This window comes from Dokdonella sp. GW821-FHT11D02, from assembly GCF_058808595.1.
Window position 1 is genome coordinate 2,208,432 of record NZ_CM179520.1, and the last position, 14,880, is coordinate 2,223,311.

Consider the following 14,880-nt stretch of genomic DNA (forward strand, 5'->3'; position numbering starts at 1 on the left):
AAGTCCGGCAGCGTGCCGGCACGCGTTCGATGCGGGCGTTTCCGCATCCATGAAGGTGGGTTGGCGATCCGGAACGGACGTCGGCCTGTTCATTCCCTTGGAAATCAACATGACTGAAAGTTTCGCTGAACTGTTCGAACAGAGCCAATCGCTGGCCAAACTGCGCTCCGGCGCGATCGTGACCGGCACCGTCGTCGAGATCCGCAACGACGTCGTCGTGGTCAACGCCGGCCTGAAGTCCGAAGGCATCATCCCGATCGAACAGTTCAAGAACGACCGCGGCGAACTCGAGATCAACGTCGGCGACGACGTCAAGGTTGCGCTCGACGCGATCGAAAACGGCTTCGGCGAGACGATGCTCTCGCGCGAAAAGGCCAAGCGTTCGCTGGTATGGGACGAGCTTGAAGAGGCGCAGACCGCCAACGCGGCGATCACCGGCCGCATCTCCGGCAAGGTCAAGGGCGGCTTCACCGTCGACATCAAGGACGTCCGCGCATTCCTGCCGGGCTCGCTGGTCGACGTGCGCCCGGTGCGCGATCCGTCCTACCTCGAAGGCAAGGAGCTCGAGTTCAAGATCATCAAGCTCGACCGCAAGCGCAACAACGTGGTCGTGTCGCGTCGTGCAGTGGTCGAGAGCGAATTCAGCGCCGAGCGCGAACAGCTGCTCGATCGTCTGCAGGAAGGCGCGGTGGTCAAGGGCGTGGTCAAGAACCTCACCGACTACGGCGCGTTCGTCGACCTCGGCGGTATCGACGGCCTGCTGCACATCACCGACATGGCGTGGAAGCGCGTGCGTCACCCGAGCGAAGTCGTCAACGTCGGCGACGAGCTGGAAGTGCGCGTGCTCAAGTTCGACCGCGAGCGCAACCGCGTTTCGCTCGGCCTCAAGCAGCTGGGCGAGGATCCGTGGGTGCAGATCGCACGCCGCTATCCGACCGGCACGCGTCTGCTCGGCAAGGTCTCCAACGTCACCGACTACGGCTGCTTCGTCGAGCTGGAGCCGGGCGTGGAAGGCCTGGTGCACGTGTCCGAGATGGATTGGACCAACAAGAACGTCAACCCGGCCAAGGTGGTGCAGGTCGGCGACGAGGTCGAGGTCATGGTGCTCGACGTCGACGAGGAGCGTCGCCGCATCTCGCTCGGCATGAAGCAGACCAGCGCCAATCCGTGGGAAGCGTTCGCCGCGATCCACAAAAAGAACGACAAGGTCTCCGGCACCATCAAGTCGATCACCGACTTCGGCATCTTCGTCGGCCTGGACGGCGGCATCGACGGCCTGGTGCACTTGTCCGACATCTCCTGGCAGACCACCGGCGAAGACCTCGTGCGCAACTTCAAGAAGGGCGACGAGATCGAGGCCGTGGTGCTGGCGGTGGATCCGGAACGCGAGCGCATCTCGCTCGGCATCAAGCAGCTCGAGCAGGATCCGTTCGGCCAGTTCATGGCGGCGCATCCGCGCGGCAGCATCCTCAACGGTACCGTGCGCGAAGTCGACGCCAAGGGCGCGACGATCGATCTCGGCGACGGCGTCGAGGGCTACCTGCGTGCGAACGACATCGCCAAGGAACGCGTCGAGGATGCGACCCAGTATCTGAAGGTCGGCGATTCGGTCGAAGCGAAGTTCACCGGCATGGACCGCAAGGGCCGCAGCCTGCAGTTGTCGATCCGCGCGAAGGACGAGGACGAGCTGCAGACCACGCTGGAGGAATACCAGAGCGCTTCGGGCGGCACCACCAAGCTCGGCGCGCTGCTGAAGGAACAGCTCAACCGCTGATGCAACATCGCGGTGCGCGGAGGGTTCCGCGCACCGCTCCGCATGATGCGCGCATCGAGGTCGATGCGCGCTTTTTTTGACGAGAAGCAAAGCTGATACCGCGATGACCAAGTCGGAGCTGATCGAGGCCCTGGCCGAACGGCAGAAACACCTTGCCGCCAACGATGTCGAGCTGGCCGTGAAGAGCGTGCTGGAGCAGATGAGCCAGTCGCTGTCGAGCGGCGAGCGGATCGAGATTCGCGGCTTCGGCAGCTTCTCGCTGCACTATCGTCCGCCGCGCATGGGGCGCAATCCCAAGACCGGCGATTCGGTCGCGCTGCCGGGCAAGCACGTGCCGCACTTCAAGCCCGGCAAGGAGCTGCGCGAGCGCGTCAACGAATCGGCCAAGAGCGCCGAGCCGGCCTGAACCGCGCCACGCAGCAGGCCATCCGCGCGGTCCCGCGCGAGGCCCGGCATGCTAACGTTGACGCGCCGCCGCATCCGGCGGCGTCAGTCCGAGTCCGACTGCCGTCCATGCGTCTGATCCTGATCCTTCTGATCCTCCTCGTCGTCGTCGCCGGCGCCTGGTTCGGCGCGTTGAATGCCGCCTCGGCGCCGTTGGACTTCCATTTCTTCCGCGTAGAAGCGCCGATCGGTTTCGTCTTGCTCGCGAGCTTGCTGATCGGCTGGCTGCTCGGCGGCGCGGTCGCCTGGCTCGGCCCGACCGCGCGGCAGCGCCGCGAGTTGCGCCGCTTGCGCCAAGAGCTGCGCGAGGCGCGCGCGGGGCAGGCGGCGAAAACGGATCCGGCATGAACGAACTGGGTTTGTTGTTCCTGCTGCTGCCGGTGGCCGCGTTGTCGGGCTGGATGCTCGGCCGCCGCGGCGGCGAGCGTACCTCCGGTGCGCGCGTGAGCGAGCTGTCGACCAGCTACTTCCGCGGCCTCAACTATCTTCTGAACGAACAGCAGGACAAGGCGATCGAGGTCTTCCTCAAGCTCGCCGAGATCAACCGCGACACGGTCGAGACGCATCTCGCGCTCGGCAATCTGTTCCGCCGCCGCGGCGAGGTCGATCGCGCGATCCGTGTGCATCAGCACCTGATCGCGCGGCCGAACCTGAGTCAGGACGAGAAAACCGTCGCCCTGCTCGAGCTGGGCGAGGACTACATGCGCGCCGGCCTGCTCGACCGCGCCGAGACGCTGTTCACCGATCTGGTCGCGATGGATGCGCTGGCGCCGTCGGCGCTGAAGCATCTGATCGCGATCTACCAGCACGAACGCGACTGGAACAAGGCGATCGAGCACGCGCGCCGGCTGGAGCAGCTCAGCGGCGAATCGCAGGGCGCCACGATCGCGCAGTTCTACTGCGAACTGGCCGAACACGCGCGCGCGCAGGGCGCCGCGGAGGAGGCGCGCGCGCGCGTCGCCGACGCGTTCGCCGCGCAAGCCGAATGCGTGCGCGCGAGCATGATCGAAGGCCACATCGAATCCGCCGCCGGCCATCTCGACGCCGCCATCCACGCATTCGAGCGTGTCGCCGAACAGGACGTCGACTACGTGCCGGAGATCCTCTCGCCGCTGCTCGACTGCTACGCGCGCGCGCAGCAGATGCAGCGCGCCGAACAGTTCCTGCTCGGCATCACCGAGCGCTACCAGGGCGTCTCGCCGGTGCTGGCGCTGGCCAAGCTCTATGCGACCACGCGCGGCGAGTCGGCCGCGGTCGAGTTCCTCAACCGCATCCTGCGCCAGCGGCCTTCGGTGCGCGCCTTGATGGCGCTGATCGACGTAAACCTGCACACCGCCAGCGGCGATGCGCGCGACAACTTCCTGATCCTGCGCGACCTCACGCGCAAGCTGGTCGAAGGCAAGGCGATGTACCGCTGCAACCGCTGCGGCTTCGGCGCGAAGGCGCATCATTGGCAGTGCCCCAGCTGCAAGACCTGGGGTTCGGTGCGGCCGATCCACGGCGTGGTCGGCGAATAGGCCTGCATGGCGTCGATAACGCCCAGCGTCGCGATCGCGCTGATGGCCGTCGCTGCGCTGCTGTCGGCGACGCTGACCTGGCTCAGCATCCGCTACGCGATGCGCGCGCGCCTGATCGACGAACCGGGCCGGCGCCGCTCGCACTCGGTGCCGACGCCGCGCGGCGGCGGTATCGCCATCGTCGCGGCGATCGTGCTGTGTTTCGGCGTTCCGCTCGTGCTGCGGATTCCGTTGCACCTGTTCGTGGTCGCGGCGCTGCTTCTCGTCGCCGCCATCGGCTGGATCGACGATCACCGCCCGCTCAGCGCGCGCGTGCGCATCCTGGTGCATTGGGCGTCGGTGCTGCTGCTGTTCGTGCCGGTGCTGGTCGAGCAGGCGCTTTCGCCCGGCACGACCAGCAACGTCTGGTGGGGCTACGGCGGCGCCTTCCTGGTGATCGGCCTGTTCGTCGTCTGGAGCATCAACCTGCACAACTTCATGGACGGCATCGACGGCTTGCTGGCGATGCAGGCACTGTTCTGCCTCGGCGTCTTCGCGGTGCTGCTCGCGTGCGCCGGCGACGCCGGTCCGGCGCTCGCGGCGGGGACTGCCGCCGCCGCGGTGCTCGGCTTCCTGCCGTTCAATTTCCCGCGCGCGCGCATCTTCATGGGCGACGTCGGCAGCGGTGCTTTGGGACTCGCGATTGCCTTGGCCGCGATCGTCCTGGCCGGCCACGGTTGGAACGCCGCGGCGAGCGTGGCGGTCGTCGTCTCGGCCTTCGTCACCGACGCCAGCTGCACCTTGCTTTCGCGCATGCTGCGCGGCCGGCGTTGGTATAGTGCGCACCGCGAACATCTGTACCAATGGCTGGTGCGCAACGGTTTCTCGCACGCACGCGTCGTTGCGCTGTACCTGGCCTGGAACCTCCTGCTCGTGCTGCCTGTCGTGTATTGGATGAATCGTTCTTCCGCACCCGCGCTGTCGCCCGCTTCCGCACTCGCCGTCGTCGCGGCGGTGTATGCGCTCGCGTTCGCGGCCTGGTGTTCGGGCAAGCGCTGGTGTCTGGCCGCGGCGCGCGGGCGAGGTCGGCATGCTGCGTAAGCTGATCGCCGCCATCCACCCGCGCCTCGCCGTCGTCGCGCACGACATGCTGATGGTCTGGCTGGCCTGGACGGCGGTCAGCATGCTGCGCTGGTCGCTGGCGCCCAACCCCTCGCCGGTTTCGCTGTTCGATACCGAAGTCTGGCTGGTGCTCGCCGCGCAAGGCCTGATCTTCTGGTGGACCGGGCTCTATCGCGGCCTCTGGCGCTTCGCCAGCGTGCCCGACATCTGGAACATCTTCCGCGCCTGCATCTTCGGCGCGTTCGCCGCAGCGATCACTTTGTTCCTCTACAACCGCCTCGTCACCGTGCCGCGCACGGTGCTGGTGATCTATCCCTTGGTGCTGGCGATCCTGCTCGGCGGGCCACGCCTGTTGTATCGCTACTGGAAAGACAGCCGGCTCGACTTCACCACGCGCACGCCCAGCCAGCGCGTGCTGGTGCTCGGCGCCGGCAAGGCGGGCGAGGCGCTGGTGCGCGATCTGAAGCGCGAGAACCGCTACGCGCCGGTCGGCTTCCTCGACGACAACCCGCAGCTGCGCGGCGCGCGCCTGCACGGCATTCCGGTGCTCGGCACCCTCGAACAGCTGCCGCAGCTCGCACGCGAGACGGCCGCCGAAATGCTGGTCATCGCGATGCCGGCGGCGAACAAGGTGCAAATGCGCCGCGCGGTCGAGTTGTGCGAAAACAGCGAGCTGCCGTTCCGCACCGTACCGCGCCTCGAAGACGTGGTCGCCGGCCGCGCCGGCTTCAACGAACTGAAGAAGGTCGCGATCGAAGATTTGCTCGGCCGCGAGCAGGTGCAGCTCGACTGGACCGCGATCCGCACCCGCCTGGCCGGCAAACGCGTGCTGGTCAGCGGCGGCGGCGGTTCGATCGGCGCCGAGCTGTGCCGGCAGATCGCGCGCTTGGGCGCCGAATCGCTGACGGTGCTGGAGCTGTCGGAATTCAACCTGTACACGATCGAGCAGGAACTGCGCCGCGATTTTCCCGATCTGCTATTCAACGCCTGGCTCGGCGATTGCGGCGACGCCGCCGCGTGCGAGCGCGTGTTCGCCACCGCCAAGCCGCAGATCGTGTTCCACGCGGCCGCCTACAAACACGTGCCGCTGTTGCAAGGGCAGATTCGCGAAGCGTTCCGCAACAATGTGCTCGGCACCAAGGTCATCGCCGAAGCGGCCGATCGCAGCGGCGTCGAGAGCTTCGTGCTGATCTCGACCGACAAGGCGGTCAACCCGACCAGCGTGATGGGCGCGTGCAAGCGCGTGGCCGAGATCTTCTGCCAGAACTTCGCGCAAGTTTCGCAGACGCGCTTCATCACGGTGCGCTTCGGCAACGTACTCGACTCGGCCGGTTCGGTGGTGCCGCGGTTCCGCGAGCAGATTCAGGCCGGCGGGCCGGTCACGGTCACCCACCCGGAGATCACCCGCTACTTCATGACGATTCCGGAAGCCTGCCAGTTGATTCTGCAGGCGTCGGTACTCGGCAACGGCGGCGAGATCTTCGCGCTCGATATGGGCGAGCCGATCAAGATCCGCGACCTGGCCGAGCAGATGATCCGTCTCGCCGGGCCGCAGGAAGGCCACGATATCGCGATCGTCTACACCGGCCTGCGTCCGGGCGAGAAGCTGTTCGAAGAGCTGTTTCACGCGCAGGAACGCTACAGCGACACCGCGCATGCGAAGATCTTCCTGGCGCAGCCGCGCAGCATGGCTTGGAGCCTGTTGCTGGCGCAGCTGCGCCACGGCGAACAAGCCGCGCGCGAATTCGACGAGGACAGCTTGCGCCGCGTGGTCGAGCAGCTGCTGCCGGAGTTCGCCGCGGGCGGCAATACCACCAGCGCGACGATCGTCGCGCTCGACAGCCGGGCCGGATGAGCCGCTCGCGTATCGACGCATCGATGCGAAGGCTGCGCTGCAGCCGCGCACTGATTTTCCAGCGCATCGTGGCGCAGGCCACGTTGCGCGAAGTTCCGAAAACCGAGAAGGATGGGGAATGAGCAAGCGCTTGCGTAAGGTCGTCTTTCCGGTCGCGGGTCTGGGCACGCGATTCCTGCCGGCGACCAAGGTCGTCGCGAAAGAAATGCTGCCGGTGCTCGATCGACCGCTGATCCAATACGCGGTCGACGAGGCGGTCGATGCCGGCGCCGACACGCTGATCTTCGTCACCAACCGCTACAAGCACGCGATCGCCGACTATTTCGACAAAGCCTACGAGCTCGAAAGCAAGCTGGCGCAGTCGGGCAAGAACGACTTGCTGGCGATGGTGCAAGGAACGTTGCCGAAGAACGTGCGCTGCGTGTTCGTGACCCAGCCCGAGGCGCTCGGCCTCGGTCACGCGGTGTTGTGCGCCAAGCCCGTGGTCGGCGACGAGCCGTTCGGCGTGATCCTGCCCGACGACCTGATCACCAACTCCGGCGCGGGAGCGTTGCGGCAGATGGCCGAGCTCGCTTCGGCCGAGGACGCCGGCGTGATCGCGGTCGAGGAAGTGCCGCGCGAGCAGACCAACAAATACGGCATCGTCGACGCGACGCCGGTGTCCGAGCGCGCGGCGAAGATCAAGCTCGTGGTCGAAAAGCCCAAGCCGGAAGTGGCGCCTTCCAATCTCGCCATCGTCGGCCGCTACGTGCTGCCCGGACGCATCTTCGAGCACTTGGAGAAGACCACACCCGGCGCCGGCGGCGAAATCCAGCTGACCGATGCGATCGAAAGCCTGCTGGCCGAACAGGCGGTGCTGGCCTATCGCTTCGAGGGCACGCGCTTCGATTGCGGCAACAAGCTCGGGCTGGTGCAGGCGACCCTGCACATGGCTCTCAACGATGCGCAAATCGGCGCGGCGACGCGCGAGCTGATCCGCGCCTCGTTCGCATGAGAGGGCTGTCGCTGCTGTTGGCCGGCCTTTGCGCGCTGTCGACCGCGCAGGCGGCCGAGCCGCCTGCGGCGGATCGCTTCGAGCGCCTGAAGACGCTCGCGGTCGGCGAATGGCAGGGGCAGACCGAGAGCGGCGCCAGCTTGCGCGTGAACTACAAGACGATCTCGCGCGGTTCGGCCTTGGTCGAAACCTGGCAGCCGGGCACGCGCGCGGAAACGATGACGATCTTTCATCGCGACGGCGAACGCGTGCTGGCGACGCATTACTGCGCGCAGGGCAACCAGCCGAGATTGGTCTTGCGCGGCGGCGACGGCTTCGTCTTCGAGTATCTCGACGCGACCAATCTGAAAGACGGCGCCTCGCATCTGCACCGGCTCCTGTTCAGCGCCGCCGCCGACGGCAGCTTGGAGCGCGCGGAAACTTATCGCGGCGCTTCCGGCGAAGAAACCAGCCGTCTGCACTTGCGCCGGATCGCGGCGACGCCATGAGCACAGGCATGGATCTCTCTTACATCCTCAACCACCTCGGCGAAGAGCGCGAACGCTACTTCGGTGCGGTCGCGCCGCCGATCGTGCAGTCCTCGATCTTCGCGTTCCCCAGCGTCGCGAAGATGCGCGAAGGCTTCCGCGACGAACTCGGCAATCACGTCTACACGCGCGGCAACAATCCGACCGTCGAGATCCTGCGCAAGAAAGTCGCCGCGCTCGAGGGCGCCGAAGACTGCCTGATGTTCGGCAGCGGCGCGGCGGCGATGTCGGCCGCGGCGGTCGCCTGCGTCGACGGCGGCGATCACGTCGTCTGCGTTGCGCGGCCCTACAGCTGGACACGCGCGGTGCTGCGCGATCTGCTCGGCCGCTTCGGCGTGACGACCAGCTTCGTCGACGGCACCGATGTCGGCCATTTCGAGTCCGCTTTGACCGAACGCACGCGCCTGATCGTGCTGGAAAGTCCGAACTCGATGACGTTCGAACAACAGGATCTCGCCGCGGTCGCCGCGATCGCACGTGCACGCGGAATCCGCACGCTGTGCGACAACAGCTACGCAACCCCGCTGAACCAGTCGCCGCTCGCGCTCGGCATCGACCTGGTCGCGCATTCGGCCACCAAGTATCTCAACGGCCACAGCGACGTCGTCGCCGGTGCGCTGTGCGGCAGCGCCGAGCTGATCGGCAAGGTGTTCCGCGGTCCGTACATGACGCTCGGCGCAATCCTCGCACCGCACGACGCCTGGCTGATGATTCGCGGCTTGCGCACGCTGCCGATCCGCATGCAGCGCGTGGCCGCGACCGCGACGAGCGTGCTCGCTTACCTGGAAGCACATCCGCGCGTGCGGCAGGTGTATTCGCCGCGTGCGCGGGCGAATCCGCAACTCGCACTGACCGAGCAGCAATTGAAGGGCGCCAGCGGCTTGTTGACGATCGAACTCGACGCCGCCGACGTCGCTGCCGTCGAGCGTTTCTGCGACGGCCTCACGCGCTTTCTGATGACCGTGTCCTGGGGCGGCTACGAGTCGCTCGCCTTCCCGGTCTGCGCGGTCTATCCGCCCGATGCGCCGCTGCAGCCGCCGGGCGGATTGCCGTTGAGCCTGGTGCGTCTGTCGATCGGACTGGAGGAAGCGGACGTGCTGATCGCCGATCTCGAACAGGCGTTCGCGCGGCTGTAGCGGCTTGCCGCCGCGTTCAACGCAGCGCGAACAAGCGCCAGCTGATCCAACCTACACCCAGCGCGAACAACACCAGCACGAGCGCGACGCCGTTCAGCATTCGGCCGAGCCGCAAGGCCGCACTGCCGCGACGGATCGGCGTGTCGCGCAGCAAGCGCGCGTCGGTCAGCGGCCAGCGCTGCTGCTCGGTCACCCGCCGCGCGGTGCGCGCCGAGTGCGCGGCGAGCAACAGCAGGCAGAGCCCGATCGCGGTCATGGCGAGACTGATCCAATGCCGCAAGCGCGCTGTCATCTGTTCGACCGACAGCGTCGCAGCTTGCTGCAGCATCCATTGATGCAAGGCATAAATCGACCACACGGCCGCTAGCGTGGCGAGCATCAGCACAATCGCAGTGATGCGGCGCAGCGGCACGTCGGCGCGTTGAATTTCGGCGGTCATTGGCGGTTCCCCCTGCACGCGGCGACTATAGTCGAGCGGCGCTGCGGCCGATGTGCCGTTCATCGCCGAATCGGTGCGGCTGTTATCCTTGTGCGATGAAACGATTCCTGTTGCTCGTGCCGCTGGCGGTGACGGCGGCGTGCCAATCGCTGCCGCACACCTCGGAGCCGTCGTCGTCCGCGCCGACCTCGATCGAAGGGCAGTACGACAATCACGAACAAGTCTGGGCTGCGCGCGAGAACGGAGCGAGTCCGCCGGCGCACGTCATCGTCGCGATCGAGCCGACCGCACGCGCGGAGTGGGCGATCTGGCACGTGCGGCTGGACGCGGTGCCGCCGATGTCGGCGGCGTGGGCGATGCGCCGCATCGATGCTGCGACGTGGTTGCCGCATCGCGCCTTGGTCGCCGCGCCGACCGGCGGGCAGATGTTCGATGCGCAGCAATGGACGCCGCTCGAAGCCTGCACCTTGCGCGGCGACGCGTCGTCGACAGTGACGCGCTCGAAGGCCGATCTCGCCGCCTGCAGCGCGATTGCTCCGGGCATCGGCGCGCAGACGGCCTTGCTGCCGATCGCGCTGGAAGCCGAGGGTGAATGGCTGCGCTTGCGTCTCTATTCCGATCAGGCGCGTGGCGCGCAGGCGCGCACCGATGCGCGCCGCGTCGCCTATTTCAGCGGCTGGGCCGCGATCAACGGCGGCGGACCGAACGCGGCGGCCGACAGCCGCGACTGGCACATGAATCGCAACGTCCGCCTCGGCAGCGAAGGCGGGCGCGCGCCTTTGCTGTGGCGCGACGGCAAGCGCTCGGGCTATTCGCTTGCGCTGGAGCGGCTGACCTATCGCGACGGCAACGTGCCGGTGTTGAAACTATCGATCCTCGACGATACCGACGGCCACGCCTTGGCCTATGCCTGGACCAATCCGCAGGCGATGCGGATCGGCATCAACCTCGGCTGGGTTCAAGTCGGCCTCGATCGCGCGGGTGCCACGCCGCCGGGGGCGGACAGGCGCTGACCTCATAGCAGGCAGTGAAAACGTGAGAAGGAAGCTCTTTGAGCCAGCCTTCGCCGTGTTCTGCGTGCTCGCCCTTTCGACCTCTTCTTCGTGACCCCAGGAAAACGCATGGAGCCCATCAGCTGGAGCGACTTCGAGAAAGTGCTGATCGTGGCCGGCACCGTGCTGCGCGTCGAGGCGTTTCCGGAAGCGCGCAAGCCGGCCTACAAGTTCTGGGTCGACTTCGGCCCGTACGGTGAGAAGAAGACCAGCGCGCAGGTGACGAACCTGTACGCGCCGGAGGAGCTCGTCGGCCGTCAGATCGTCGGCGTGATCAATTTCCCGCCCAAGCAGATCGGCCCGTTCGTGTCCGAATTCCTCTTGACCGGCTTTCCGACCGACGACGGTGTCGTCGTCACGGCGATCGAGCGAGCGGTGCCGAACGGCACCCGCATGGCCTGATGCGCGCGGCGCCGGGCCGCACCTAGTCTTCGGTCTCGGCCAGCGTCCAACCCAGGCTCATCAGCGCAAGGAACGCCACCGCCAGCAGCAGGCTGCCCGCGGCATAGGAAGCGTGGCCCTGCAGCCAGTCGGTCCAACCGGCTTGCAGCACGGACGCCGAGCGCAGGCTGAGCCAGCAGGCGATCGTCCCGATGCACACGCCCGCGATCGACAACGATCCCGACGCTCGCCGCCGGCGCGGCGGCAGACGGCGCATCAGACGATCGCTGAAGCCGTCGTCGGGCACCGGTCCTTCGAAGCTATCGCGCAAAAGCTTCTCGAGCAGGTCGTCGTGTTGGGGTTTCATCGCGCTTCTCCGTGAGGACGACCGCTGTGCCAGCTGCTCATCCAGTTCCGCAGTTTCAGTTTGCCGCGCGATGCGTGCGTTTTCACCGTGCCGAGCGGCATGTCGAGCACGTAGGCGGCTTCTTCGTGGCTGAGGCCGAGCTGGAAGCAATGCAGCAGCACGGCCTGTTCCGCGGCGGACAGGCGGCGCATCGCGCGTGCGAGATCGATCTGCAGGTCGGCCTGATGCGTCGGCGCGAGCGCGGGTTCGGCTGCGTCCGGCTCTGCTTCGCTTTCCGATCGCGCCGGCCTGCGCTGCGCTTGCAGGAAGCAGCTGTAGGCGATGCGGTGCAGCCAGGTGGAGAACTGCGCGTCGCCGCGGAATTGCTCCAGCTTTTTCCAGGCAAGCAGGAACGTCTCCTGGGCGAGGTCGTCCGCCGCCGCCTCGTCGCCCTGCATCAGGCGGCGCAGCTGCGCGCGGACCATGCCTTGATGGCGGCGCACCAACTGCTCGAAGGCGCGCTGGTCGTGATGCAGCAGGACGCGTGCGATCAGGGCCTTTTCCAGGCCCGATCCGGCGCCGCTGTCAGTCACGCGTCTGACCGTGGCGATTCAGCCACCAGCTGGCGAGATAGCCCAGGCCGGTCATCAGCGGCAGCAGACCCAAGCCCCACAGGCTGCGGATGCTGAGGCCGTCGAAGCCGCCGGGCAGGGCGACCAGCGTCAGCATCAAGCCGACGCCGCCGCTGATCAGGACCAGCGCGCGGCGACGCTCGGAGAATAGCGTTCGCGGTTCGGTCAACAGGTGCGGCGGCAGCTCGACGCCCTTGTCGGCGAGTTCGAGCAAGGTGCGGTAGCGCGCTTGCGTCTGCCGGTAGCGATAACTCAGCACGATCAGCGCGATCAGCACCGGCGAGGCCATCACGACCAGCGGGATCAGCAAAAAAAAAGGTTCCATTGCGATGCTTCCGTGAGGTACTCGAGGAGATGCCTGCGGCCGCGCCGGCGCGGGACTCAGTGCGCGGCCGTTTCGGCCGCGAGCAGGTCGGCGATGCGTTCGGCCAGCATCCAGTTCTGCGATTGTCCCTGGTTGCTGGTCAAGGCGACGGCGGCGCCCGATTCCCAGACGATTTGCAGATTCGCCGTCGTTCCCTCGATACCGCCGGCATGGCCACGGATGTGGGCGCCGTGCGAGAGGCGGTCGCCGAAGCCGGCCGCGTAGGCGCCAGGGCCCGCCGGTACCGCGTCTTCGAACATCTTCGAGACGGTGGCCGGCTTGAGCAGCCTACCCTCGCGCAGCGCCTGGGCGAAGCGCAGCAGGTCGGTATTGGTGGAGTAGCCGCCCCCGGCCGGACTCGCCTTGGCGCCGAGCTTCAACCACGCCGCCTTCCATTCGGGCGAGAAGATGCCTTCGTGGTAATAGCCCACGGCAAGCTTCGGCACGATCTCGTCGAGGCGATCGAAGCCGCTCGCCGTCATGCCGGCCGGCGCGAACAGGTGACGCTGCACGTAGTCGAAGTAACCCTCGTGCGACGCCTTCTCGACGATCCGTCCGAGCAGGACGTAGCCCGCGTTGCTGTAGTTCCAGTCCTTGCCGGGTTCGCTCAGCTTGGGTTGGCGCGCGATCAGGTCGAGGTAGTCAGCCGGATCGACGAACTTCTCGCGGTTCTGGAAATACTCCGGAACCATGAAGTCGCCCAGGCCGGCAGTGTGGTGCAGCAGCTGCCACACGGTGATGCGGCGGGCCGCCTCACGATCGGTGTATTCGGGCAGCAGCTGCGCCAGGGTCGCGTCCCAGGACAGCTTACCGGCCTCGACCAGCTGGGCGACGGCGACGGCGGTGAACATTTTGCCGAGCGAGGCGATGTGGAAGCGTGTTTGCTGATCGACGGGTACGCCGAACGACCTTTCGGCCAAACCTCGGCATTCGTCGAGGATCGTCTCCTTGGCGCTGCGGATCGTCAGGCAGCCTGAAAAATCGGCGCCGCTGACGAGTTTGTCCAATGCGGCGCGTGCCACCTGCGCCAAGCGCTCGTGTGACACCTTGTCCTTCGGCCAATCGGCGTACAGGGCGGGATCGTCCATCGGAAACAGGCTGGCCTGGCCGAGCCGGTCGGACTGCTTCGCATCGGCCGCCAGCACGAGCAGGCCGATCGCGCTGCCACGGCGCGCCTTGACCGCGACTTGCAGCATGTCGGGCTGGCGCGGATTGTTGCGCACGTCGACCACCTCCAGGCCGCCGCTGTCGCGCGCCGCGACGACGAGTTCGGCGAGGAATCCGCTGCGCTCATCCTGCGCCATCGCGGGCGACAGGAGGCCGGAAGCCCACGGCTGAATCGGGCCGTCGGCCGGCGTATTGATGCGATGGAGCAACTGACCGGCGAGGCGACCGGTGGGCGTATCCGGCAACGACGTGCCTGCCGCTGCGGCAGCGAGCGGTGCGGACGCCAGAACAGCGGCCAGGGCCAGCGGCTGCAAAGCCGGAAACGTCCTGCAGACGGCCGAAACGAGCGAAGCGGGGCGATGCATGAATGCCTTCCTGTGAATGAACTCGAAGGCTTAGATGCGCCGACTGCGTCGATCGGATTCAGCTCGGAGGCGATTGTGTGCGATTCGACCGGTAGATCGCGCGCAAAGGCGCGAGCGGTGTGGAGTTGCCGGCGCTCAGGCTGCCGGCGCTGCGGAATGGCGGTGGCGCCCCAGACAGGCGCGGATGACCCGCTCGATGCGGTCGCGCCGCTTCAGTTCGCCTGTCCGATTTCGAGCCGGTCGAACTTGCCGTCGGCGCCGAGATGGAATTTGAAGTACGTGCGGAAATCGCCCGAGGCATCGCTGTGGAACTGGCCGTAGACGTCTCTGCCGCCGTTCTCGACGCGCTCGATGCGGGTGAAGCGTTCCTTGCCGATCTCCGCCGAGAATTTCTTGAAATCGCGCGGTTTGCCGTCGTCCAGCAAGATCGCATCGGGCGTGAAGAACGACAGCCATTTCTGCAGATCCTCGGCCTGCCAGGCATCGACGGCGGCACGGACGGTCGGATCGGTGATGCGGCTGGTGTCCATGGCGGCTCCTGATCGAACCTCGGTTTTGGCGCTCGTGGCGGCAGCGGGTTCGGCGCCGTGACCGGGGGCGACGACGGCGAGCATCAACGAGGCGAACAGAGCCGGAAGCCGCAAACGCATGGAGACGGACCTCGTCGTCGAAACGGCAGCCGCGGGCGGCGGCTGCCCCATCTTCGTCGCTGCTGCTCGGCAACGGCAAGCGCAGCGCCCGGTCATTCGCCCTCGTCGGAGGCGAATGCGCTCGGAGCGCTACGGT

General features: G+C 66.8%; 17 protein-coding genes. 11 read left to right on the forward strand and 6 right to left on the reverse strand.

Annotated elements, in window-relative coordinates:
* Nucleotides 1–109 precede the first annotated feature (109 nt).
* The 9 genes from rpsA to AC3QL3_RS09265 all read left to right on the forward strand — a co-directional run bounded on the left by rpsA (nucleotide 110) and on the right by AC3QL3_RS09265 (nucleotide 9,348).
* Nucleotides 110–1,774, forward strand: a complete 1,665-nt coding sequence (gene rpsA / locus AC3QL3_RS09225) for a 30S ribosomal protein S1 (protein WP_492898250.1) — start codon at nucleotides 110–112, stop codon at nucleotides 1,772–1,774.
* Nucleotides 1,775–1,877: 103 nt separating this feature from the next.
* The gene (locus AC3QL3_RS09230) at nucleotides 1,878–2,180 is read left to right on the forward strand and encodes an integration host factor subunit beta (protein WP_492898252.1); all 303 of its coding nucleotides are present in this window, start codon (nucleotides 1,878–1,880) and stop codon (nucleotides 2,178–2,180) included.
* A 107-nt stretch (nucleotides 2,181–2,287) separates the two neighbouring features.
* A complete protein-coding gene (locus tag AC3QL3_RS09235) occupies nucleotides 2,288–2,566 on the forward strand; it encodes a LapA family protein (RefSeq protein ID WP_492898254.1) in 279 nt (92 codons plus the stop codon).
* Complete coding sequence (gene lapB, locus AC3QL3_RS09240; RefSeq protein ID WP_492898256.1) at nucleotides 2,563–3,735, forward strand: lipopolysaccharide assembly protein LapB; 1,173 nt, start codon at nucleotides 2,563–2,565, stop codon at nucleotides 3,733–3,735. Before AC3QL3_RS09235 ends, lapB begins: the two co-directional genes overlap by 4 nt.
* A gap of 6 nt (nucleotides 3,736–3,741) precedes the next feature.
* A complete protein-coding gene (locus tag AC3QL3_RS09245) occupies nucleotides 3,742–4,815 on the forward strand; it encodes an MraY family glycosyltransferase (protein WP_492898258.1) in 1,074 nt (357 codons plus the stop codon).
* The gene (locus tag AC3QL3_RS09250) at nucleotides 4,805–6,691 is read left to right on the forward strand and encodes a polysaccharide biosynthesis protein (RefSeq protein ID WP_492898260.1); all 1,887 of its coding nucleotides are present in this window, start codon (nucleotides 4,805–4,807) and stop codon (nucleotides 6,689–6,691) included. The genes AC3QL3_RS09245 and AC3QL3_RS09250 overlap by 11 nt, the downstream gene beginning before the upstream one ends.
* Before the next feature lie 118 nt (nucleotides 6,692–6,809).
* Entirely contained in the window at nucleotides 6,810–7,685 is an 876-nt protein-coding gene (galU, locus tag AC3QL3_RS09255) for a UTP--glucose-1-phosphate uridylyltransferase GalU (protein ID WP_492898263.1), read from the forward strand.
* A complete protein-coding gene (locus tag AC3QL3_RS09260; protein ID WP_492898265.1) occupies nucleotides 7,682–8,173 on the forward strand; it encodes a hypothetical protein in 492 nt (163 codons plus the stop codon). The genes galU and AC3QL3_RS09260 overlap by 4 nt, the downstream gene beginning before the upstream one ends.
* On the forward strand, nucleotides 8,170–9,348 hold the full coding sequence (locus AC3QL3_RS09265) for a trans-sulfuration enzyme family protein (RefSeq protein WP_492898267.1): 1,179 nt from the start codon (nucleotides 8,170–8,172) through the stop codon (nucleotides 9,346–9,348). The genes AC3QL3_RS09260 and AC3QL3_RS09265 overlap by 4 nt, the downstream gene beginning before the upstream one ends.
* A 16-nt stretch (nucleotides 9,349–9,364) precedes the next feature.
* On the opposite strand, the gene AC3QL3_RS09270 is transcribed toward AC3QL3_RS09265, so the two are convergent.
* Complete coding sequence (locus AC3QL3_RS09270; RefSeq protein ID WP_492898269.1) at nucleotides 9,365–9,787, reverse strand: hypothetical protein; 423 nt, start codon at nucleotides 9,785–9,787, stop codon at nucleotides 9,365–9,367.
* A 95-nt stretch (nucleotides 9,788–9,882) separates the two neighbouring features.
* Here AC3QL3_RS09270 and AC3QL3_RS09275 point away from each other — a divergent pair, with 95 nt between their 5' ends.
* Nucleotides 9,883–10,800, forward strand: a complete 918-nt coding sequence (locus AC3QL3_RS09275) for a hypothetical protein (RefSeq protein WP_492898271.1) — start codon at nucleotides 9,883–9,885, stop codon at nucleotides 10,798–10,800.
* A gap of 108 nt (nucleotides 10,801–10,908) precedes the next feature.
* The gene (locus tag AC3QL3_RS09280) at nucleotides 10,909–11,241 is read left to right on the forward strand and encodes a tRNA-binding protein (RefSeq protein WP_492898273.1); all 333 of its coding nucleotides are present in this window, start codon (nucleotides 10,909–10,911) and stop codon (nucleotides 11,239–11,241) included.
* A 22-nt stretch (nucleotides 11,242–11,263) separates the two neighbouring features.
* Here the strand turns inward: AC3QL3_RS09280 and AC3QL3_RS09285 are convergent, their stop codons facing one another.
* The 5 genes from AC3QL3_RS09285 to AC3QL3_RS09305 form a co-directional block, all read right to left on the reverse strand.
* On the reverse strand, nucleotides 11,264–11,587 hold the full coding sequence (locus tag AC3QL3_RS09285; RefSeq protein ID WP_492898275.1) for a DUF5056 domain-containing protein: 324 nt from the start codon (nucleotides 11,585–11,587) through the stop codon (nucleotides 11,264–11,266).
* Entirely contained in the window at nucleotides 11,584–12,159 is a 576-nt protein-coding gene (locus AC3QL3_RS09290) for an RNA polymerase sigma factor (RefSeq protein WP_492898277.1), read from the reverse strand. Before AC3QL3_RS09290 ends, AC3QL3_RS09285 begins: the two co-directional genes overlap by 4 nt.
* Nucleotides 12,152–12,523 carry a DUF6249 domain-containing protein gene (locus tag AC3QL3_RS09295; RefSeq protein ID WP_492898279.1) on the reverse strand — a complete coding sequence of 124 codons (372 nt, stop codon included), beginning with the start codon at nucleotides 12,521–12,523 and terminating at the stop codon, nucleotides 12,152–12,154. Before AC3QL3_RS09295 ends, AC3QL3_RS09290 begins: the two co-directional genes overlap by 8 nt.
* A 56-nt stretch (nucleotides 12,524–12,579) precedes the next feature.
* The gene (locus AC3QL3_RS09300; protein ID WP_492898281.1) at nucleotides 12,580–14,094 is read right to left on the reverse strand and encodes a serine hydrolase domain-containing protein; all 1,515 of its coding nucleotides are present in this window, start codon (nucleotides 14,092–14,094) and stop codon (nucleotides 12,580–12,582) included.
* A gap of 212 nt (nucleotides 14,095–14,306) precedes the next feature.
* The gene (locus AC3QL3_RS09305; protein WP_492898283.1) at nucleotides 14,307–14,795 is read right to left on the reverse strand and encodes a hypothetical protein; all 489 of its coding nucleotides are present in this window, start codon (nucleotides 14,793–14,795) and stop codon (nucleotides 14,307–14,309) included.
* Nucleotides 14,796–14,880 lie beyond the last annotated feature (85 nt).